Raw genomic sequence first — 20,638 nt, forward strand, 5'->3', positions numbered from 1 at the left:
GCAATCCTCTTGAGTCAAGCTCGTTCAATTATATCGACGCCCCCCTCGCACACCGACGTGGACGAAGGCGAGGGTGAGCTTGCCAGCGAGTTGGAAACCCGGTGTTGGACGCTGCCTGCCAGTGCGCACCACCAGCGGCTCGACCGGGCCCTGACGACGCTGGTGCCCGAGTTTTCGCGCAGCCACCTGCAGCAACTGGTGGCTGCCGGCGCCGTGCAGCTCAACGGCGCGCCTGCCGTCAAGCCGGCGCACAAGGTGCGGGCGGGCGACACCCTCAGCGTGGAGCTGCGCCCGACGCCCATGAGCCAGGCCTTCGTGCCACAGGCCATGGACCTGGTGGTGCCCTATGAAGACGAGCACCTGGCGGTGATCGACAAACCCGCCGGCCTGGTGGTGCACCCCGCGCCCGGCCACTGGAGCGGCACCTTGCTCAACGCCCTGCTGGCGCGCGATGCGCGGGCCGCGCAACTGCCGCGCGCCGGCATCGTGCACCGGCTGGACAAGGACACCAGCGGCCTGCTGGTGGTGGCGCGCACCCGCGCGGCCATGGACGCGCTGGTGGCGCAGATCGCGGCCCGCCAGGTGCACCGCGAATACCTGGCGCTGGCGCACCGTCCCTGGCAGGGCGCCGCCGCGCGCGAGGTGGACGCACCCATCGGGCGCGATCCGCGCAACCGTTTGCGCATGGCCGTGGTCGATCTGGCACGCCACGCCGGCAAGCCCGCGCAGACCCGCATCGAGTGGCTGCAAAACGCCGAATCGGGCTGCCTGCTGCGCTGCCTGCTGCGCACCGGCCGCACGCACCAGATCCGCGTGCACCTGGCGCAGCTGGGCCACCCGCTGGTGGGCGACGCGCTGTATGGCGGCGCGCCCGCGGCCGGCCTGGCGCGCCAGGGCCTGCACGCGCGCCGCCTGTCTTTCACGCACCCGGTGACGGGCGCGCTGCTGGATGTGCGCGCACCGCTGCCGTCCGATCTGGCCCTGGCGCTCGGGGCTTGGGGCCTTACAATCCCCGGCGACGACGCGGCCGATTGAGCCGACGCTCCCGCCGCGCCGAATGCCGGCCAACCCCCTTCCATCACCGGGCCCGTCGGCCCGAACCGCGCGCCCCAGGCGCGCCCTGCCCAAGAGACCCAAGCCGTGACCTCCGCGGACGCCAAGCGCATTCTTGAAACCGCCCTGATCTGCGCCCAGCAGCCCATGCCCGTGCGCGAGCTGCAGGTATTGTTTGCCGGCGAACTGGGCGCCGACACCATCAAGACCCTGCTGGGCGAGTTGCAGGACGACTGGGCCCAGCGCGGCGTCGAGCTGGTGGCCGTGGCCAGCGGCTGGCGCTTTCAAAGCCGCCCCGAGCTGCGCGAATACCTGGATCGCCTGCACCCCGAAAAGCCGCCCAAATACACCCGCGCCACGCTCGAGACCCTGGCCATCATCGCCTACCGCCAGCCGGTCACGCGCGGCGACATGGAAGACATCCGCGGCGTCACCATCAACTCGCAGCTGCTCAAGCAGCTGGAAGACCGCGGCTGGGTCGAGGTGATCGGCCACCGCGAGACGGTGGGCCGCCCGGGGCTGTACGCCACCACGCGCCAGTTCCTGGACGACCTGGGCCTGCAGTCGCTCGACCAGCTGCCCGCGCTGCAGGACACCACCGAGCAGATACCCGGCATGTTCGACGCGCTGGGCGCGGACGCGCCGACCGAGGCGCCGGCGCTGGATGCGGGCGCCGAGCCGGTTGCCGGGCATGAACTGGCCGTCGATGCTGAACCGGCCATCGAAACCGCCTTGGCCACCGAGTCCGAGCCCGCTCCCGCGGGTTCAGCCGAGACGCAGGCTGCTGCCGAGTCCGTGGCGGCGGCCAGCGCGCCCGCCGATATGCCGTCCGAAGCGTCCGAAGCGTCCGGCGGCGACGCCCCCATCGAAGAGAGTCCCTCGCCATGAAACCGCAAGACCCGGCGGCCAGCCCTGTCGACGAGCCGGTCGCGCCGCGCCCGGAAGCGCTCGATCAAGCACAAAATTCGGCCTCAGGGCTTGCGAGGCAAGCGCAGGTAGCTATCGATTCTGAAGCAATCAATCCATTGACTGAAGAGGTCGGTGACGCACAGGCTCCCGTCGCGTTCGACGATCTGGTGTCGGGCCGCTTCGATGCGGAGGCCGAGCGCCCCGCCGCGCCACCCAAGCGCGTGCTCCTGCCCCAGCCCGAGCAACCCAAGCTGCACAAGGTGCTGGCGCAGGCCGGCCTCGGCTCGCGCCTGGAGATGGAGCAGCTCATCGTGCAGGGCCGCATTTCCGTCAACGGCCAGCCGGCGCACGTGGGCCAGCGCATCGTGTATGGCGATGCGATCAAGGTCAACGGCAAGCCCATCCGCGTGCGCATCGCGCCGCCGCCGGCGCGCGTGCTGGCCTATCACAAGCCCGTCGGCGAGGTGGTCACGCACGACGATCCGGGCAACCGTCCCACGGTGTTTCGCAAGCTGCCACGCCTGCAAACCGGCAAGTGGCAGTCGGTGGGCCGGCTGGACCTGAATACCGAGGGACTGCTGCTGTTCACCAACTCGGGCGAGCTGGCCAACCGCCTGATGCACCCGCGCTTTGGCCTGCAGCGCGAGTACGCCGTGCGCGTGCTGGGCGCGCTCAGCGACGAGGAAAAGCAGCGCCTGCTGGACGGCGTGACGCTGGATGATGGCCTGGCGCAGTTCGGCTCCATCACCGCCGAAGGGCAGGGCGAGGGCGCCAACCAGTGGTATCGCGTCACCATCGGCGAGGGGCGCAACCGCGAGGTGCGCCGCATGATCGAGGCCGTGGGCCACGCCGTCAGCCGCCTGATTCGCATCCGCTACGGGGCCATGATGCTGCCGCGCGGCCTGCGCCGCGGCCAGTGGATGGAGCTGGGCGAGCGCGACATCCGCGCGCTGGGCGAGGCCTCGGACACGCCCGAGCACGTCATTCGTGGCGGGCGCGACCCCGAAGCCGCGCGGCCCGAACCGCCCAAGCGCGGGCGGGGCGACCGCAGCCGCGGCAGCGGCCCGCGCCCCAACCTCGGTGCGCCGCCGCGCGCGCCAGCGGTCGCGCCGCGCCGGCGCGACGGCCCGGGCAAGCCCGCCGGGGCCCAGCCCGACCCCATGAAGACCGCGCAGGGCTACATCGGCGCCGACAGCTTCCGGCGTCCGCGCGCGCCCGGGGCCGGCAAATCCGGCGGCGCCCGGCGCGGCGGCGGTGGTGGAGGTGGTCGGCGCGGGGGGTGATGCCGCTCGCGCATGGCGCAGCTCGCGCCGGGCCAACGCGTTAAAATCAAAAGCTTTGTCCAATCGGCAAAAAATCATTTCATTTCAAGCAGGAAACCCATCCATGGCCACCGAACGCACCCTGTCCATCATCAAGCCCGACGCCGTCGCCAAGAACGTCATCGGCCAGATCTATGCCCGTTTCGAGGCCGCCGGCCTGAAGATCGCCGCTGCGCGCATGCAGCACCTGTCGCGCCGCGAAGCCGAGCAGTTCTACGCCGTGCACAAGGAGCGTCCCTTCTTCAAGGACCTGGTCGAGTTCATGATCTCGGGCCCGGTGATGATCCAGGTGCTCGAAGGCGAGGGCGCCATCGCCAAGAACCGCGACCTGATGGGCGCCACCGACCCCAAGAAGGCCGACAAGGGCACCATCCGCGCCGACTTTGCCGACTCGATCGACGCCAATGCCGTGCACGGCTCGGATGCCCCCGAGACGGCGGCCGTCGAAGTGGCCTTCTTCTTCCCCGGCCTGGCCATCTACAGCCGCTGATCGTCTGTGGGGCGCGGGCCCTCTGGCATGTCCCTTCCCGGCGTCAACCTTCTCGAATTCGACCTGGACGCACTGGCTGCGTTCTGCGAGACGCTGGGCGAAAAGCGCTTTCGCGCCACGCAGCTGTTTCGCTGGATCCACCAGCGCGGCGTGGCCGACTTCGGGCAGATGAGCGATCTGGCCAAGTCGCTGCGGGACAAGCTTGCCGTCGGTGCCCACGTTGCCGCGCCGCCCGTCACCACGCAGCACATCTCGCGCGACGGCACCATCAAGTGGCTGTTCGACGTGGGCGGCGGCAACGCCATCGAGACCGTCTTCATCCCCGAGGACGACCGCGGCACGCTGTGCATCTCGTCGCAGGCCGGCTGCGCCGTGGGCTGCCGCTTTTGCTCCACCGGCCACCAGGGCTTTTCGCGCAACCTGACGACGGGCGAGATCATCGCCCAGCTCTGGTTTGCCGAGCATTTCTTGCGCCGCCACCTCGGGCGGGACGAGCGCGTCATCACCAACGTGGTGATGATGGGCATGGGCGAGCCGCTGCAAAACTACGACCGCCTGGTGCCCGCCCTGCGCACCATGCTTCATGACCACGGCTACGGCCTGTCGCGCCGGCGCGTGACGGTGTCCACCTCGGGCGTGGTGCCCATGATCGACCGCCTGGCGCAAGATTGCCCGGTGGCACTGGCGGTGTCGCTGCACGCGCCCGATGACGCCTTGCGCGACCCCCTGGTGCCGCTCAACCGCAAGCACCCGATCGACGAGTTGCTGGCCACCTGCACGCGCTACCTGCCGCATGCGCCGCGCGACTTCATCACCTTCGAATACGTGATGCTCGACGGCGTCAACGATTCGCCCGAGCACGCCCAGGCCCTGATCGAGCTGATGCGCCGCCATGGCGCGCACGGCCTGCGCGGCAAGTTCAACCTGATCCCGTTCAACCCGTTCCCGCAGTCGGGCCTGGTTTGCTCGCCCATGCCGCGCGTGCTGGCCTTCGGCAAGGCGCTCAACGACGCGGGTATCGTCACCACCGTGCGCAAGACGCGCGGTGACGACATCGACGCCGCCTGCGGCCAGTTGGCCGGCGACGTGCAGGATCGCACCCGCGTGCACGAGCGCATGGCGCGCGGGCGAACCACCTTCGTGCGCCGGCGCAGTCCCGCTGCGGCGGTCGATTCTCAACAAGAGGGGAAATCCGGATGAAACGCTGGTCGTGGATGCCCATGGGGCTGGTGGGCCTGAGCGTGCTGGGCTCGGCCCTGCTGATGGGCTGCGCCAGTCCGGCAACGTCCGGCGCCAGCGCCGAACCGACCGAATGGCAGACCGCGGTCGACGAGACCGATGTCCGCAAGCGCGCGCGCACGCGCCTGGCGCTGGCCACCGGCTACTACGAAAACGGCCAGTACACCGTGGCGCTGGACGAGCTCAAGAAGTCCATCCAGATCGACCCCACGCTGGCCGATTCCTACGTGCTGGGTGGCCTGATCTACATGGCGCTGGGCGACACGGCGCTGGCCGAGTCGCACTTTCAGCGCGCCCTGGCGGCCAACCCGCGCGACGCCGACGCCATGCACAACCTGGGCTGGCTGTTGTGCCAGAAGGGCCAGTACGCGCAGGCGCAGGCCCAGTTCGAGCGCGCGGCGGCCATTCCAACGTATCAGGGACGCGCCAAGACCCTGATGGCCCAGGGCATCTGCCAGGCGCGCGCCGGCCAGGCGCCGCAGGCCGAGGCCACGCTGATGCGCTCTTACGAGCTGGATGCGGGCAACCCGGTCACCGCCTACAACCTGGCGCTGCTGCTGTTTCAGCGCGGCGACCTGAACCGCGCGCAGTTCTACATCCGCCGCCTGAACAACGGCGAGCTGGCCAATGCGCAGTCGCTGTGGCTGGGCATCAAGGTCGAGCGCGGCCTGAACGACCGTCGGGCCATGGAGCAGCTTGCCGCGCAATTGCGCCGGCGCTTCCCGCAGTCGCCCGAGCTGGTGGCCTACGAGCAGGGGCGTTTCAATGAGTGACGCGCCACAGGACGCTCGCGTGACTGGCGCCGCGCCGCTGACCCCCAGCGAGCCGGCGCCGGCACCCGCATCGGCCGGCGCCATGCTGCGCCAGCTGCGCGAGTCCGCCGGGGTGGATGCCGGCGTGCTGGCCAGCGCGATGAAGGTGTCGCTGCAAAAGCTCGATGCGCTGGAGCACGACCGTTTCGATCAATTGCCCGACCTGACCTTTGCCCGGGCGCTGGCATCGGCCATCTGCCGCGCTTTCGGGGTGGACCCCGCGCCCGTGCTGGCGCGCATGCCGGCCCTTGCGGCCGAGCTGCGCCCGCCCACTTCGGGCGACGTCAACGCGCCCTTCCGGGCCGGCGGCGGGGCTGGCGCGGCCGCCTGGAGCGGGGCGTTTTCGCGTCCGCTGGTGGTCGTGATCGCCGTGCTGCTGCTGGGTGCCGCATTGCTGTGGCTGTGGCCCACCTGGCCGATCCAGCTGAACGCGCCCGAGCCGACCGCCGCACCGGCGGCCGCGCCCGGCGAGGCGGTCGAGGCCGCCGCCGCGTCCGAGCCGGTGCCGGCCGAGGCGCCGCAGCCGCCGGCTTCCGTGGCGCTTGAGGCGTCACCGGCCCCCGCGCCGGCCACCCCGGCCAGCGAAGCCGCCGCCACGGCCTTGCTGGGCCTGAGCGCCAGCGGCGAGAGCTGGGTCACGGTGCACGATGCGCGCGGCAAGCAATTGATCAACCGGGCGCTCAAGGCCGGCGAAACCGTGGCGCTTGACGGCGATACGCCGCTGTCCGTCACCATCGGCCGCAAGGACGTCGTGCAGGCCACGGTGCGCGGCGAGCCCTTTGACATCAAGCGTCTGGGCTCCAGCACCGTGGCGCGTTTTCAGGTGAAGTGATGAATGCCATGACGGAGCAGGCGCAGCCGATTGCGCTGGTGGCGCCCGCTGCGCGCCGCACGCGCCAGGCGCGCGTGGCCTGGGGCGCGCGCGTGGTCACCGTGGGCGGCGATGCGCCGGTGCGCGTGCAGTCCATGACCAACACCGACACGGTGGACGCCGCCGGCACTGCGCGCCAGGTCAAGGAGCTGGCGCTGGCCGGCAGCGAGCTGGTGCGCATCACCGTCAACACGCCCGAGGCTGCCGCGCAGGTGGCACCCATTCGCGAGCGCCTGGATCGCATGGGCTGCGACGTGCCGCTGGTGGGCGACTTCCACTACAACGGCCACCGCCTGTTGACCGAGTTTCCCGACTGCGCGCAGGCGTTGTCCAAGTACCGCATCAACCCCGGCAACGTCGGCAAGGGCGCCAAGCACGACACGCAGTTTGCGCAGATGATCGAGGCCGCGCTCAAGTGGGACAAGCCGGTGCGCATCGGCGTCAACTGGGGCAGCCTGGACCAGGAGCTGCTCACCGCGCTGATGGACGAAAACGCCCGGCGGCTCGCGCCCTGGGACGCGCGCCAAGTCATGTACGAGGCGCTGGTGCGCTCGGCCATCGGCTCGGCCGAGCAGGCGGTGGCCTTGGGCATGGACCCGGCGCAGGTCATCCTCTCGTGCAAGGTCAGCGGCGTGCAGGATTTGATCGCGGTGTACCGCGAGCTGGCGCGCCGCTGCGACTATCCGCTGCACCTGGGTCTGACCGAGGCCGGCATGGGCGCCAAGGGCACGGTGGCATCCGCCGCCGCGCTGTCCATCCTGCTGCAAGAGGGCATTGGCGACACCATCCGCGTCAGCCTCACGCCGCAGCCGGGCGAGCCGCGCACGCAGGAGGTGGTGGTCGCCAGCGAGATTTTGCAGGCGCTGGGCCTGCGCAAGTTCGTGCCCAGCGTCACCGCGTGCCCGGGCTGCGGGCGCACCACCAGCACGGTGTTCCAGGATCTCGCCAAGACCATCGACGATCACCTGCGCGCGCAAATGCCGGTGTGGCGCCTCAAGTATCCGGGCGTGGAAGGCCTGCGCGTGGCGGTGATGGGCTGCATCGTCAACGGCCCGGGCGAGAGCAAGCACGCAGACATCGGCATCAGTTTGCCCGGTACGGGCGAGACGCCGGCCGCGCCCGTGTACATCGACGGCGCAAAGGCCGTGACCCTGCGCGGCGAGCACATTGCGCAGGAGTTTCATGCGCTGGTCGAGCGCTACATCGAGCAGCGCTTTGGCGCCGCGGCGCGCCCCTGATTTTCAATTCAATTGGCGTTCAGCGCTTGTCTGGAAAGCGCAGATAGCTATCAAAAAAATAGTAATCTGATCATGTCGAAAGCCCCCCGCATCACCGCCATCAAGGGCATGAACGACATCCTGCCGCCGGCGTCGGCGCGCTGGGAATGGCTGGAGGACGTGGTACGCCGCGCCATGGCCGCGCACGCCTTTCGCAACCTGCGCACGCCCATCATGGAGCACACGCAGCTGTTCACGCGCGGGCTGGGCGAGGTGACCGACGTGGTCGAGAAGGAGATGTATTCCTTCGAGGACCGGCAAGACCAGCACGGCCAGGCCGATCACCTGAGCCTGCGCCCCGAGGCCACCGCCGGCGTGGTGCGCGCCGTGGTCGAGCACAACCTGCTGTACGACGGCGGCAAACGCCTGTACTACATGGGCCCGATGTTCCGGCGCGAGCGTCCGCAACGGGGGCGCTACCGTCAGTTTCACCAGATCGGCGCCGAGGCGCTGGGCTTTGGCGGGCCCGAGGTGGACGCCGAAATGATTCTGCTGGCGGTACACCTGTGGGCGCACCTGGGCATCAAGAACTGGCGGCTGGAGCTGAACTGCCTGGGCCAGCCCGACGAGCGCCGAGCCCACCGCGCCGCGCTGATCGAGTACTTCGAGGCGCACGCCGAACAACTGGACGAAGACGCGCGCCGGCGTCTGCACAGCAACCCGCTGCGCATCCTGGACACCAAGAACCCGGCGATGCAGGCCCTGGTCAATGGCGCGCCGCGTCTGCTGGACCACCTGGGCGAGGCCTCGCGCGCGCACTTTGCCGCCGTGCAGGCCGCGCTGCAGGCCGCCGGCGTGGCCTACCGCATCAACCCGCGCCTGGTGCGCGGGCTGGACTACTACAACCTGACGGTGTTCGAGTTCATCACCGACAGCCTGGGCGCGCAGGGCACCATCTGCGGCGGCGGGCGCTACGACTACCTGATCGAGCAGATCGGCGGCAAGAGTGCGCCCGCCGTGGGCTGGGCGATGGGCGTGGAGCGCGTGCTGGAGCTGCTGGCGGAGGAGGGCGTTGCCGTGCCCGAGCCGATGCCCGACGCCTACGCCGTCATCCCCGATGCGGCCCAGGTGCCCGCTGCCCTGCGCTGCCTGCAAGGGCTGCGCGCGCAGGGTGTGGCGGTGCAGATGCACGCCGGCGGCGAGGGCGGCCTGGGCAGCATGAAAAGCCAGTTCAAGAAGGCCGACGCCTCGGGTGCGCGCTTCGCCCTCATCTTCGGCCCCGACGAGGTGGCCGCGGGTGAAGTCACCGTCAAGGCCTTGCGCGATGGCGCGGGCGCGCAGCAGCGCCAACCCCTGGCCAACCCGGCCGCATGGGCAGACGCCCTAAAATCCCCCGCTTGACTGGACACTGAGCGCCCATGGCCAAACATCTCGACCTTGAAGAACAAGAGCAGCTCGACCAGCTGCGGCACTTCTGGAACACCTGGGGCAACCTGATCACCTGGGTGCTGATTGTCGTGCTGGGCGCCTACGCCGCCTGGAACGGCTGGAACTACTGGCAGCGCCGCCAGGGCGCGCTGGCCTCGGCCATGTACGCCGAGGTGCAGCGCAGTGCCAGCGCGGGCGACGTGCCGCGCCTGGAGCGCTCGCTGGCCGACATGAAGGATCGCTACGGCAGCACCACGTACGCCGCGCAAGGCGCGCTGCTGGCGGCCAAGACGCTGGACGAAAAAGGCAAGGGCGCCGAAGCCCGCGCCGCGCTGGCCTGGGTGGCCGAAAAGGCGCCCGACGACGGCCTGCGCGCCGTCGCGCGGCTGCGCCTGGCGTCGCTGCAAACCGGGGACAAGGCCTACGACGAGGCGCTGAAAACCCTGTCGGCCAGCTTTCCCGCCGACTTCGTGCCGCTGGCGGCCGACCGGCGCGGCGACGTGCTGCTGCTGCAAGGCAAGCGCAGCGAGGCGGCCGCCGAATTCGGCAAGGCCTATCAGGGCCTGGGCACGGCCCGCGGCGACTATCGCCAGCTGGTGGCCATCAAGCTGAACGCCCTGGGCATCGATCCGGACGCCGGCGCCAAGCCCGGAGCGGCCTCGTGATCGGCGCGCGGCGTGGCGGGCGCTGGCTGGGCGCGCTGGCTCTGGCGGCCGTGGCCGTGTTGGCTGGCTGCGCGGCGGGCTCGCCGCGGCCCACCCCGGCCGAGTTGCCGCCCAACGTCGATCTGATCGGCGTACGCCAGGTCTGGCAGGCCAAGCTGACGCCGATCGATTTTCCGCTGCAAGTGCACGCACAAGGCAGCCAGGTGCTGCTGGCTGCGGGCGACGGCACGGTCACCACGCTGGACGCGCGCAACGGCGCCGTGCTGGGGCAGGCCAGCGCCGGCGCGCCCTTGTCGGCAGGCGTCGGCAGCGATGGCGCCGTCAGCGCCGTCGTCACGCGTGCCAACCAGGTGGTGGCGCTCGAAGGTGGACGTGAACTGTGGCGCCACCGGTTGCCCACGCAAAGCTACACTGCGCCGCTGGTGGCCGGCGGGCGCGTGTTCGTGCTGGGCGCCGACCGCTCGCTCACCGCGCTGGATGGGCGCAATGGCGCCAAGCTGTGGAGCCTGCAGCGCCCGGCCGAGCCGCTGGTGCTGCGCCAGGCCGGCGTGCTGCTGGCGGTGGGCAACACCCTGGTGGCTGGCATGGCCGGGCGCCTGGTCGGCATCAATCCCGACGACGGCAACGTGCGCTGGGAGGCGCCGATTGCTGCCGCGCGCGGCACCAACGACGTGGAGCGCCTGGTCGATCTGGTGGGCCCCGTGAGCCGCCAGGGCAGCATCATCTGCGCGCGCGCGTTCCAGACCGCGATCGGCTGCGTGGACGCCGCCGACGGCACCCTGCGCTGGAGCAAGCCGGCCAACGGCGCCACGGGCCTGGCCGGCGACGGCCAGCAACTGTATGGTGCCGAGGCCGACGGCCAGGTCATGGCCTGGCGCGCCGACACCGGCGAGCGCGCCTGGCAAACCGAGCGCCTGAAGTGGCGCCAGCTCACCGGCCCGCTGGTGCTGGGCCGCTCCGTCGTGGTGGGCGACAGCACGGGCCTGGTGCACCTGCTCTCGCGCCAGGACGGCAGCGCCCTGGATCGCTTTGCCACCGACGGCTCGGGCATTGCCGCCACGCCGGTGGCCGCGGGCAACACGCTGGTGGTGGTCACGCGTTCGGGCGGTGTGTACGGCTATCGCCCGCAATGACACCCCCCCTGAGTCGCTTCGCGCCTTCCCCCGAGGGGACGCCGCCAGTGGCCGGGCCAAGCCCGTTCCACGGCGGCCGCTGGCATGGCCTGCTCCGTGGCTTTTCGTCTCGCCAGATTGCGCCGGCCTGCGGGTGCGACATCGGATCTTGAAATGAAACCCGTCCTGGCCCTGGTGGGCCGCCCCAACGTCGGCAAGTCCACGTTGTTCAACCGGCTGACCAAGAGCCGCGACGCCATCGTGGCCGACTTTGCCGGCCTCACGCGTGACCGCCACTACGGCCAGGGCCGCTTGGGCGCGCGCGAATACATCGTCATCGATACGGGCGGGTTCGAGCCCTCGGCCGAATCGGGCATCTACAAGGAGATGGCCAAGCAAACGCGCCAGGCCGTGGCCGAGGCCGACGTCGTCGTCTTCATCGTCGATGCGCGCGCCGGTCTGTCGGCGCAGGATCACGACATCGCCAATTACCTGCGCCGCCTGGGCAAGCCCTGCCTGCTGGTGGCCAACAAGGCCGAGGGCATGACCGAGGGCGCGCAACTGGCCGAGTTCTATGAACTGGGTCTGGGCGCCGTGGTGCCCGTGTCCGCCGCCCATGGCCAGGGTGTGCGCGGCATGCTCGAGGCCGCGCTGGACGCGCTGGCCCTGCCCGAGGGCGAAGAGCCCGAGGAGCCCGAGGACGATGGCAGCATCCGCCTGGCGGTGGCCGGGCGGCCCAACGTGGGCAAATCCACCCTCATCAACACTTGGCTGGGCGAAGAACGCCTGGTGGCCTTCGATCTGCCGGGCACCACGCGCGACGCCATTCGTGTGCCGTTCGAGAAGAACGGGCAAAAATTCTCGCTGATCGACACCGCAGGCCTGCGCCGCAAGGGCAAGGTGTTCGAGGCGATCGAGAAGTTTTCCGTCGTCAAGACCTTGCAGGCCATCGAGTCGGCCCATGTCGTGCTGCTGCTGCTGGACGCCACGCAGGGCGTGACCGACCAGGACGCGCACATTGCCGGCTTCATCCTGGACGCCGGACGCGCGGTGGTGGTGGCCGTCAACAAGTGGGACGCGGTGGACGCCTACCGGCGCGAGTGGGTGCAGCGCGACATCGAGGCGCGCCTGGGTTTTCTCAAGTTCGCCAACATGCACTTCATATCGGCACAAAAGCGCCAGGGCCTGGGCCCCGTGTGGAAGTCGATCACGCAGGCGCACCAGGCGGCCATGCGCAAGCTGCCCACGCCCCAGCTCACCCGCGTGCTGCAGGAGGCAGTGCAGTTCCAGACGCCCAAGCGCTCGGGCATGTTCCGCCCCAAGCTGCGCTATGCCCACCAGGGCGGCATGAACCCGCCGGTGATCGTGGTGCACGGCAACTCGCTCGAGGGTGTTACCGACGTTTACAAGCGCTATCTGGAAGGGCGTTTTCGCAAGGCCTTCGATCTCACCGGCACGCCATTGCGCGTGGAGATGAAGACCGCGCACAACCCCTACGCGGAAAAACCGGCCTGAGAGGCTCAGATCGGCGCTTTCCGTCCCCTTGTGATGGCGGGCACCGTCCCCATGTGTTAACTTCCCATCCCATTCACTTCCATTTCGGAACACGGAGAATATCGTGAGCAACAAAGGGCAACTCCTACAAGACCCGTTCTTGAACACCCTGCGCCGGGAACACATCCCGGTGTCGATCTACCTGGTCAACGGCATCAAGCTGCAAGGGCAGGTCGAATCCTTCGACCAATACGTGGTTCTGCTGCGCAACACGGTCACGCAAATGGTTTACAAGCACGCCATTTCGACCATCGTGCCGGGCCGCGCGGTCAATTTCAGCACTGCGGCGGAAGCGCCGGAGGCTGAGTAAGCATCGGCCTGACCCTACGTCCGCAAGGCGCCGGGTGCTTCGTTTCTTGAAGCATCGGCACTCCCACGTCCCACTTGCCCGCAACACCTCCTTCGCCCACCCTCGCTTCGCCGCGCGTCCCGGTCGTGCTGGTCGGGGTTGACTTGGGCGTGCCGCATTTCGACCGCGAGCTGATCGAGCTGGGCCTGCTGGCCGAAACCGCCGGCATGCAGCCGGTGGCGCGCCTGGCCTGCAAACGACCCGCGCCGGATGCGGCACTGTTCGTGGGCAAGGGCAAGGTCGAGGAAATCCGCCTGCTGGCCGCCAGCGAGGGCGCCCAGGAGGTGCTGTTCGACCAGGCGCTCTCCCCCGTGCAGCAGCGCAACCTGGAGCGCGCCCTTGGCCTGCCGGTCAACGACCGCACGCTCCTGATCCTTGAAATCTTTGCCCAGCGCGCGCGCAGCCACGAGGGCAAGCTGCAGGTCGAGCTGGCGCGCCTGCAATACCTCAGCACGCGCCTGGTGCGCCGCTGGAGCCACCTGGAGCGCCAGCAAGGCGGCATCGGCGGGCGCGGCGGCCCCGGCGAGACCCAGATCGAGCTGGACCGCCGCATGATCGGCGAGGCCATCAAGCGCACCAAAGAGCGCCTGGTCAAGGTCAAGCGCCAGCGCCAGACCCAGCGGCGCCAGCGCGAGCGGCGCCAGACCTTTGCCATCTCGCTGGTGGGCTACACCAACGCCGGCAAGTCCAGCCTGTTCAACGCCCTGGTCAAGGCGCGCGCCTATGCGGCCGACCAGTTGTTTGCCACGCTGGACACCACCACGCGTCAGCTGTATCTGGGCGAGGGCGCGGGGTCGGCCTCGCTGTCGGACACGGTGGGCTTCATCCGCGACTTGCCGCACGGCCTGGTCGAGGCCTTCGAGGCCACGCTGCAGGAGGCGGCCGACGCTGACTTGCTGCTGCACGTGGTGGACGCGGCCAACCCGGCCTTCCCGGAGCAGATGGCCGAGGTGCAGCGCGTGCTGCGCGAGATCGGTGCCGACCGGGTGCCGCAGCTGGTGGTCTTCAACAAGCTCGACGCGCTGGCGCCCGGGCAGCGCCCACCGGCCCTGCAGGACACGATGGACGTGGGCGGCCAGGTGCAGGCGCGCGTGTTCGTCAGCGCCCGCACGGGCGAGGGCCTGGCCCTGCTGCGCCAGGCGCTGGCCGAGCGCGTGCAGGTTGCCGCCATGGACAAGGCCGCTGCCGAAAGTCCGCCCGATGCGATTGGGCACAATGCATGGTTGGAAAGCCGAGACATCGACGAATGAATCCACGTTTCAATGCCTTGCGCCCGGCCGCCTGGCCAGCGCGCATCCGGGGCATGTTCAACCTCAACGACCCGCAATGGGGCCGCGGCGATCAGCCGACGGGCGGTGACGAGCCGCCGCGCCCGGACGATCGGCGCCCGCCGCCGCCGCCACCGCCACCGCCGCGCGGGCAGGGCCCCAACGCCGGCCCGCCCGATCTGGACGAGCTGTGGCGCGACTTCAATCGCAAGCTGGGCGGCATGCTGGGCGGGCGCGGCGGCAACCGCGGCGGACGCGGCAACAACAATGGCGGCCCGGGCGGCAACGGGGGCGGCGACGACTTCCAACCCAACATGCGGGGCGCCGGCCTGGGCGCGGGCGTGATTGCCGCCGTCGCGGTGCTGATCTGGCTGGGCTCGGGCATTTTCATCGTGCAGGAAGGCCAGCAGGCCGTCATCACGCAGTTCGGCAAATATCACGCCACGGTGGGCGCCGGGTTCAACTGGCGCCTGCCCTGGCCGATCCAGCGCCAGGAGACGGTGCGCGTCACGCAGATCCGCTCGGTCGATGTGGGGCGCGATACGGTGATCAAGGCCACGGGGCTGCGCGAGTCGGCCATGCTCACGCGCGACGAGAACATCGTCGAGATCAAGTTCGCCGTGCAGTACCGGCTGAACGACGCGCGCGAATACCTGTTCGAGAGCAAGAACCCCGATGACGCCGTGGTGCAGGCCGCCGAAAGCGCCGTGCGCGAGGTGGTCGGCAAGATGACCATGGACAACGCCATGGGCGACGAGCGCGACCAGATCGCTCCGCGCGTGCGCACGCTCATGCAAACCATCCTGGACCGCTACAAGGTGGGCGTCGAGGTGGTGGCCGTCAACATGCAGCAGGGCGGCGTGCGTCCGCCCGAGCAGGTGCAGGCCGCCTTTGACGACGTGCTGAAAGCCACGCAGGAGCGCGAGCGCGTCAAGAACGAGGCCCAGGCCTATGCCAACGACGTGGTGCCGCGTGCCGTGGGCACGGCCGCGCGCCTCAAGCAGGAAGCCGAGGGCTACAAGGCCCGGGTGGTGGCGCAGGCCGAAGGCGATTCGCAGCGCTTTTCGTCCGTGCTGACCGAGTACCGCAAGGCGCCGCAGGTCACGCGCGAGCGCATGTACATCGACACCATGCAGCAGATCTACGGCGGCATCAACAAGATCCTGGTGGACAGCCGTGCCGGCAGCCTGATGTATCTGCCGCTGGACAAGCTGATGCAGGCCAGTGGCAACACGGCGCCAGCGGCCACCGCACCCGCGCCAGCGCCGTCCTCCAGCCCGGCGCCCGCATCGCGCCCGGCGCCGTCCACCAACGATTCACGCAGCCGCGACAACGCGCGCAGCCGCGATGCAGATTTCCGCTAAGAAATGGCACACCCCCAGTCTCCACTCGCTGCGCGATGTTTCGCCTGGTGCTCGCCGCCAGAGGCGGCGGCCCTTCGGTCTGTCCAGACCTGCGCAGGCAGGTCTGGAGCCGCAGACCTCAGCCCCCTTGCAGGGGGCATCGCCAGTGACCGGGGGAACCCCGGCCACGGCGATCGCTGGCGTGGCCTGCTCCGCGGTCGTTCGGCTCTTTGGGCTTCATGCTCCGCGCGTGCTGCGTCGCCCAACTGATTTGGAACGCTTCATCCCATGAATAAATTTGGTTTTATCGGCGTCGCCGTCCTGATTCTTCTGGGCCTGCTCGGCTCCACCCTGTTCGTGGTCGACCAGCGGCAGTTCGGCGTGGTCTATCAGCTCGGCCAGATCAAGGACGTGATCACCCAGCCCGGCCTGAACTTCAAGCTGCCGCCGCCGTTCCAGAACGTCAGCTACATCGACAAGCGCCTGCTCACGCTCGACAGCGCCGACACCGAGCCGCTGCTGACGGCCGAAAAGCAGCGCGTGGTCATCGACTGGTACGTGCGCTGGCGCATCACCGACCCGCAGGCCTATATCCGCAACGTGGGCCTGGACGAGAGCGCTGGCGCCATGCAACTCAACCGCGTGGTGCGCAACGCCTTCCAGGAAGAGATCAACCGCCGCACCGTGGGCGAGCTGATCTCGGCGCAGCGCGATTCGCTGATGAGCGATGTCAAGCGCGAGGTGACCGAAGCCGTCAAGGGTGCCAAGCCCTGGGGCATCGACATCGTGGACGTGCGCCTGACACGCGCCGACTACGTGGCGGCCATCACCGAGTCGGTGTATCGCCGCATGGAGGCCGAGCGCCAGCGCGTGGCCAACGAGCTGCGTTCCACCGGCGCCGCCGAAGCCGAGCAGATTCGTGCCAGCGCCGATCGCCAGCGCGAGGTGACCGTGGCCGACGCTTATCGCGACGCCGAGAAGGTGCGCGGCGCGGGTGACGCGCAGGCCACCGCCATCTATGGCGAGGCCTTTGGCAAGGACCCGCAGTTTGCCGAGTTCTACCGCAGCCTGGACGCCTACAAGGCCAGCATCGGCAAGAAGGGCGACGTGCTGGTGGTCGACCCGGCGGCGACCGATTTTTTCAAGGCGTTGCGCGAGGCGCCCGGCGCCGCGCCCGCTCCCGCGCGCCGTTGAGGGGCAGGGGGCCCAGGTGGTGAACGGCGAGACGCTTTTGACGGCCCTGGGCCTGGTGTTCATCGTCGAGGGCCTGCTACCCCTGCTGGCACCCGCCGCCTGGCGCCGCGCCTTCATGCAGCTGCTGCAATTGCACGACGGACAAATCCGCTTTTTCGGCCTGCTGGCCTTGCTGGCCGGCCTGCTGCTGCTCACCGTGGCGACATGAGTGGGCTGGTGAGCAGCGCACCAGCGTCGGAAGCCTTCAGCGGTTCATGATGCGGGGCGCCGCCGCCAATAAATGACACGAAAAGTTTTGAAGGGCCGCAGAACAGGCCCCGCGAGCGATCGCCAATGGCCGGGGTTTGCCCGGCCATTGGCGATGCCACCGGATTGGGGGGTGGCGCAACAACGCGCAGCGTGTGGAGACTGGGGGCGATCCCTTGCGCCCGGTAGAATCTCGCTTTTAACAGTGCCGCAAAGGCCTTGCCATGTCCGCCTGGCTTCTGCCGGATCACATTGCTGACGTCCTGCCCTCCGAGGCCCGGCACATCGAAGAGCTCCGTCGCGCGCTGCTCGATACCGCACGCGGCTACGGCTATGAGCTGGTGATCCCGCCGCTCATCGAGCACCTCGAATCCCTGCTCACGGGTACCGGCGAGGCGCTGGGACTCCAAACCTTCAAGCTGGTCGATCAACTGTCGGGCCGCACCCTGGGCCTGCGCGCCGACACCACGCCCCAGGTGGCGCGCATCGACGCCCACCTGCTCGGGCGCAGCGCCGTCACCCGCCTTTGCTACTGCGGCCCGGTTCTGCACACGCGCCCCGAGCGCCCGCATGCCACGCGCGAGCCGCTGCAGTTCGGCGCCGAGATCTACGGCTACGCCGGGCGCGAAGCCGACCTGGAGGTGCTGCGCCTGGCGCTGGACTGCCTGCGCGCTGCGGCCGTCGATGGCCTGCACGTGGACCTGGCCGACGCGCGCATCGTGCGCGCCCTGCTGGCCGACGTGCGCGATGAGTCGGTGCGCGCCGAGATCCACCGCGCCCTCGCCAGCAAGGACGGCCATGCGCTGGCCGAAGCCAGCCGGGCGCTGACGCCGGCGGTGCGCCAGAGCCTGCAAGCCCTGGTGCGCCTGTATGGCGGCGCGGCCGTGCTCGATGAAGCTGAAAAAGCCTTGCAGCCCTTGCCCGACGTGCGCGAGGCACTATCGAATTTGAAGTGGCTGGCCGAGCGCCTGGAAGGCGTGCGCGTCAGCTTCGACCTGGCCGACGCCAGCGGCTGGGGCTATTACAGCGGGCCGCGTTTTTCCGTCTACGCCCAGGGTGCGGGCGACGCGCTGCTGCGCGGCGGGCGCTACGACGGCGTGGGGGCGGTGTTCGGCCACAAGCGCGACCGCGATCGGCCGGCGGTGGGCTTCAGCCTGGACCTCAAGCAACTGGTGCGCGCTGCCGCGCCGCGGCCGCTGCGCGCCGCCATTCGCGCGCCCTGGAGTGATGCGCCGGGGCTGGCCGCCGCCGTGGCCGCACTGCGGCAGAGCGGCGAGACCGTGGTGCGCGTGCTGCCGGGCGAGGACGGCGAACTTGACGAATTTCACTGCGACCGCGAACTGGTGCCGCACGGCGAGCGCTGGGCCATCGTCGCACTGTGATGAGACCCCCCAATCTCCACGCGCTGCGCGCTGTTGCGCCTGCCCTCTTGCAGGGGCCATCGCCCGTGGGCGGGCGTTGCCCCTGCACGGCGATTTCCGGCATGGCCGGCGGCGCGGCGGCCTTGGCGCACTTTGGGGGGGTGGATGCTTGTGGGTGCCGTGGGCGCCGTGATGGTTTGAGTATGGTCTTTGGAGTGATGAAGCAATGAGCGTGACAAGCGGACGCAACGTGGTCGTGGTCGGCACCCAGTGGGGCGACGAGGGCAAGGGCAAGCTGGTGGACTGGCTGACCGAAAGCGCGCAGGGCGTGGTGCGCTTTCAGGGCGGGCACAACGCCGGCCACACCCTGGTCATCAACGGCGTCAAGACCGCGCTGCACCTGATCCCCAGCGGCATCATGCGCCCGGGCGTGACCTGCTACATCGGCAATGGCGTGGTGCTGTCGGTGGCCAAGCTGATCGAGGAGATCGAAGGGCTGGAGAAGGCCGGCGTCGAGGTGCGCTCGCGCCTGCGCATTTCCGAGGCCTGCCCGCTGATCCTGCCCTTCCATGCTGCGCTGGACGTGGCGCGCGAGGCCTACCGCGAAAAGGGCGGGCTGGAGAAGATCGGCACCACCGGTCGCGGCATCGGCCCCGCGTACGAGGACAAGATCGCCCGCCGCGCGCTGCGCGTGCAGGATTTGCGCCACCCCGCGCGCTTTGCCGAGAAGCTCAAGGTGCTGCTCGAGCTGCACAACCACGTGCTCACGCAGTTGCTGGGCGCGCCTGCCGTCGATTATCAGGCGGTGTATGACGAGGCCATGCGCCACGCCGAGTTCATCCGCCCCATGATCGCCGATGTGTCGCGCGAGCTGAACGAAGCCCACCAGCGCGGCGCCAACCTGCTGTTTGAGGGCGCTCAGGGCACGCTGCTGGACGTGGACCATGGCACCTACCCCTACGTCACCAGCAGCAACTGCGTGGCCGGCAACGCCGCCGCCGGCGCCGGCGTGGGCCCCGGCCTGCTGCACTACGTTTTGGGCATCACCAAGGCCTATTGCACGCGCGTGGGCGGTGGGCCTTTCCCGACCGAGCTGGACTGGGCCACGCCCGGCACCGTGGGCCATCACCTCTCGACCGTGGGCGCCGAAAAAGGCGTGACCACCGGGCGCAGCCGCCGCTGCGGCTGGTTCGACGCCGCGCTGCTCAAGCGCAGCGCCCAGGTCAACGGCCTGTCGGGCCTGTGCATCACCAAGCTCGACGTGCTGGACGGCCTGAAAGAGCTCAAGCTGTGCACCGGCTACGAGCTGGATGGCCAGCGCATCGACCTGCTGCCCCTGGGCGCCGACGAGATCGAGCGCTGCACCCCCATCTACGAAACCATGGAAGGCTGGAGCGAGAGCACCGTGGGCGTGACCGACTACGACAAGCTGCCGGTGCAGGCGCGCCTGTACCTGCAACGCATCGAGCACGCCACCGGCGTGCCCATCCACCTGATCTCCACCAGCCCGGACCGCGATCACACCATCATGATGCGCCATCCGTTTCTGGCTGACTGAGGCTTTCAAGCCAAATCGGCCCCTGGCCGGCCATGCACTTGCGCAACCAGCTATCAATTGAGGAGTTACCGGGATGTTGACCGAAGACGGCAAGCACTTGTATGTCAGCTACGACGAGTACCACGACCTGATCGAAAAGCTCGCGATCAAGGTGCACCAGTCGGGCTGGAAGTTCGACACCATCCTGTGCCTGGCACGCGGCGGCATGCGGCCGGGCGACGTGCTCTCCCGCATCTTCGACGTGCCGCTGGCCATCATGTCCACCAGCTCCTACCGCGCCGAGGAGGGCACGGTGCAGGGCCACCTGGACATTGCCCACTTCATCACCACGCCGCAGGGCCAGATCGCCGGCAAGGTGCTGCTGGTCGACGACCTGGCCGACACCGGCGTCACGCTGAAGGCGGTGGTCGAGCGCCTGCGCACCAACTATCAGCCCATCACCGAACTGCGCACCGCCGTCATCTGGACCAAGGGCACGTCGAGCTTCCGGGCCGACTACTCGGTCGAGCACCTGCCCACCAACCCGTGGATTCACCAGCCCTTCGAGGGCTACGACGGCCTCTCGCCCGAGAAGCTGCTGGCCAAGTGGAAGGTGTGAGAAGCTGAGTGCCCGAGCGCCACCCGGCCCGGGCGCCAAGGTCACGGCG

The 20,638-nt window shown here is 69.4% G+C and carries 20 protein-coding genes; all 20 read left to right on the forward strand.

The window, feature by feature from the left end; translation table 11 throughout:
• The first annotated feature begins 9 nt into the window (after positions 1-9).
• A complete protein-coding gene (locus U1F38_RS07015) occupies positions 10-1,035 on the forward strand; it encodes an RluA family pseudouridine synthase (protein ID WP_409986335.1) in 1,026 nt (341 codons plus the stop codon).
• Positions 1,036-1,140: 105 nt separating this feature from the next.
• Positions 1,141-1,941 (forward strand): SMC-Scp complex subunit ScpB, encoded by an 801-nt coding sequence (gene scpB / locus U1F38_RS07020; RefSeq protein WP_409986336.1) that lies wholly within the window; start codon positions 1,141-1,143, stop codon positions 1,939-1,941.
• Between the two features lie 137 nt (positions 1,942-2,078).
• Positions 2,079-3,245: a pseudouridine synthase gene (locus U1F38_RS07025; RefSeq protein ID WP_409986337.1), complete on the forward strand. Its 1,167-nt coding sequence runs from the start codon at positions 2,079-2,081 to the stop codon at positions 3,243-3,245.
• Between the two features lie 103 nt (positions 3,246-3,348).
• On the forward strand, positions 3,349-3,774 hold the full coding sequence (gene ndk / locus U1F38_RS07030; protein WP_409986338.1) for a nucleoside-diphosphate kinase: 426 nt from the start codon (positions 3,349-3,351) through the stop codon (positions 3,772-3,774).
• A gap of 27 nt (positions 3,775-3,801) precedes the next feature.
• Positions 3,802-4,974 (forward strand): 23S rRNA (adenine(2503)-C(2))-methyltransferase RlmN, encoded by a 1,173-nt coding sequence (gene rlmN, locus U1F38_RS07035; RefSeq protein ID WP_409986339.1) that lies wholly within the window; start codon positions 3,802-3,804, stop codon positions 4,972-4,974.
• Positions 4,971-5,786 carry a type IV pilus biogenesis/stability protein PilW gene (gene pilW / locus U1F38_RS07040; protein WP_409986340.1) on the forward strand — a complete coding sequence of 272 codons (816 nt, stop codon included), beginning with the start codon at positions 4,971-4,973 and terminating at the stop codon, positions 5,784-5,786. Before rlmN ends, pilW begins: the two co-directional genes overlap by 4 nt.
• Positions 5,779-6,657, forward strand: coding sequence for a helix-turn-helix domain-containing protein (locus U1F38_RS07045; RefSeq protein ID WP_409986341.1), 879 nt, complete (start codon positions 5,779-5,781; stop codon positions 6,655-6,657). The genes pilW and U1F38_RS07045 overlap by 8 nt, the downstream gene beginning before the upstream one ends.
• On the forward strand, positions 6,657-7,934 hold the full coding sequence (gene ispG, locus U1F38_RS07050; RefSeq protein ID WP_409986342.1) for a flavodoxin-dependent (E)-4-hydroxy-3-methylbut-2-enyl-diphosphate synthase: 1,278 nt from the start codon (positions 6,657-6,659) through the stop codon (positions 7,932-7,934). Before U1F38_RS07045 ends, ispG begins: the two co-directional genes overlap by 1 nt.
• A gap of 72 nt (positions 7,935-8,006) precedes the next feature.
• Positions 8,007-9,314: a histidine--tRNA ligase gene (gene hisS, locus U1F38_RS07055; RefSeq protein WP_409986343.1), complete on the forward strand. Its 1,308-nt coding sequence runs from the start codon at positions 8,007-8,009 to the stop codon at positions 9,312-9,314.
• Positions 9,315-9,331: 17 nt separating this feature from the next.
• Positions 9,332-10,006, forward strand: a complete 675-nt coding sequence (locus U1F38_RS07060; RefSeq protein ID WP_409986344.1) for a YfgM family protein — start codon at positions 9,332-9,334, stop codon at positions 10,004-10,006.
• Positions 10,003-11,139, forward strand: coding sequence for an outer membrane protein assembly factor BamB (gene bamB / locus U1F38_RS07065; RefSeq protein ID WP_409986345.1), 1,137 nt, complete (start codon positions 10,003-10,005; stop codon positions 11,137-11,139). The genes U1F38_RS07060 and bamB overlap by 4 nt, the downstream gene beginning before the upstream one ends.
• A 153-nt stretch (positions 11,140-11,292) precedes the next feature.
• Complete coding sequence (gene der, locus U1F38_RS07070) at positions 11,293-12,633, forward strand: ribosome biogenesis GTPase Der (protein ID WP_409986346.1); 1,341 nt, start codon at positions 11,293-11,295, stop codon at positions 12,631-12,633.
• A gap of 103 nt (positions 12,634-12,736) precedes the next feature.
• Positions 12,737-12,982 (forward strand): RNA chaperone Hfq, encoded by a 246-nt coding sequence (gene hfq / locus U1F38_RS07075; protein ID WP_409986347.1) that lies wholly within the window; start codon positions 12,737-12,739, stop codon positions 12,980-12,982.
• 125 nt (positions 12,983-13,107) lie between these two features.
• Positions 13,108-14,271 carry a GTPase HflX gene (gene hflX / locus U1F38_RS07080; protein ID WP_409986348.1) on the forward strand — a complete coding sequence of 388 codons (1,164 nt, stop codon included), beginning with the start codon at positions 13,108-13,110 and terminating at the stop codon, positions 14,269-14,271.
• Positions 14,268-15,653 carry an FtsH protease activity modulator HflK gene (hflK, locus tag U1F38_RS07085; RefSeq protein WP_409986349.1) on the forward strand — a complete coding sequence of 462 codons (1,386 nt, stop codon included), beginning with the start codon at positions 14,268-14,270 and terminating at the stop codon, positions 15,651-15,653. Before hflX ends, hflK begins: the two co-directional genes overlap by 4 nt.
• A gap of 267 nt (positions 15,654-15,920) precedes the next feature.
• Positions 15,921-16,826, forward strand: a complete 906-nt coding sequence (gene hflC, locus U1F38_RS07090) for a protease modulator HflC (RefSeq protein WP_409986350.1) — start codon at positions 15,921-15,923, stop codon at positions 16,824-16,826.
• A 37-nt stretch (positions 16,827-16,863) separates the two neighbouring features.
• Positions 16,864-17,034 (forward strand): DUF2065 domain-containing protein, encoded by a 171-nt coding sequence (locus tag U1F38_RS07095; RefSeq protein ID WP_409986351.1) that lies wholly within the window; start codon positions 16,864-16,866, stop codon positions 17,032-17,034.
• A 262-nt stretch (positions 17,035-17,296) separates the two neighbouring features.
• Entirely contained in the window at positions 17,297-18,454 is a 1,158-nt protein-coding gene (locus tag U1F38_RS07100) for an ATP phosphoribosyltransferase regulatory subunit (RefSeq protein WP_409986352.1), read from the forward strand.
• Positions 18,455-18,659: 205 nt separating this feature from the next.
• Complete coding sequence (locus U1F38_RS07105; RefSeq protein ID WP_409986353.1) at positions 18,660-19,991, forward strand: adenylosuccinate synthase; 1,332 nt, start codon at positions 18,660-18,662, stop codon at positions 19,989-19,991.
• Between the two features lie 73 nt (positions 19,992-20,064).
• Positions 20,065-20,589 (forward strand): phosphoribosyltransferase, encoded by a 525-nt coding sequence (locus U1F38_RS07110; RefSeq protein WP_409986354.1) that lies wholly within the window; start codon positions 20,065-20,067, stop codon positions 20,587-20,589.
• Positions 20,590-20,638: the final 49 nt, after the last annotated feature.

The organism is Ottowia sp. (assembly GCF_046348305.1).
Lineage (GTDB): Bacteria > Pseudomonadota > Gammaproteobacteria > Burkholderiales > Burkholderiaceae_C > Ottowia.

What these genes read in the sequence shown, in the direction of transcription:
- ispG (WP_409986342.1), top strand. Translation starts at nt 6,657, where the DNA reads ATGAATGCCATGACGGAGCAGGCGCAGCCGATTGCGCTGGTGGCGCCC.
- der (WP_409986346.1), top strand. Translation starts at nt 11,293, where the DNA reads ATGAAACCCGTCCTGGCCCTGGTGGGCCGCCCCAACGTCGGCAAGTCC.
- U1F38_RS07105 (WP_409986353.1), top strand. Translation starts at nt 18,660, where the DNA reads ATGAGCGTGACAAGCGGACGCAACGTGGTCGTGGTCGGCACCCAGTGG.
- hflC (WP_409986350.1), top strand. Translation starts at nt 15,921, where the DNA reads ATGAATAAATTTGGTTTTATCGGCGTCGCCGTCCTGATTCTTCTGGGC.
- ndk (WP_409986338.1), top strand. Translation starts at nt 3,349, where the DNA reads ATGGCCACCGAACGCACCCTGTCCATCATCAAGCCCGACGCCGTCGCC.
- hisS (WP_409986343.1), top strand. Translation starts at nt 8,007, where the DNA reads ATGTCGAAAGCCCCCCGCATCACCGCCATCAAGGGCATGAACGACATC.
- U1F38_RS07060 (WP_409986344.1), top strand. Translation starts at nt 9,332, where the DNA reads ATGGCCAAACATCTCGACCTTGAAGAACAAGAGCAGCTCGACCAGCTG.
- hflK (WP_409986349.1), top strand. Translation starts at nt 14,268, where the DNA reads ATGAATCCACGTTTCAATGCCTTGCGCCCGGCCGCCTGGCCAGCGCGC.
- rlmN (WP_409986339.1), top strand. Translation starts at nt 3,802, where the DNA reads ATGTCCCTTCCCGGCGTCAACCTTCTCGAATTCGACCTGGACGCACTG.
- U1F38_RS07110 (WP_409986354.1), top strand. Translation starts at nt 20,065, where the DNA reads ATGTTGACCGAAGACGGCAAGCACTTGTATGTCAGCTACGACGAGTAC.
- U1F38_RS07045 (WP_409986341.1), top strand. Translation starts at nt 5,779, where the DNA reads ATGAGTGACGCGCCACAGGACGCTCGCGTGACTGGCGCCGCGCCGCTG.
- U1F38_RS07100 (WP_409986352.1), top strand. Translation starts at nt 17,297, where the DNA reads ATGTCCGCCTGGCTTCTGCCGGATCACATTGCTGACGTCCTGCCCTCC.
- pilW (WP_409986340.1), top strand. Translation starts at nt 4,971, where the DNA reads ATGAAACGCTGGTCGTGGATGCCCATGGGGCTGGTGGGCCTGAGCGTG.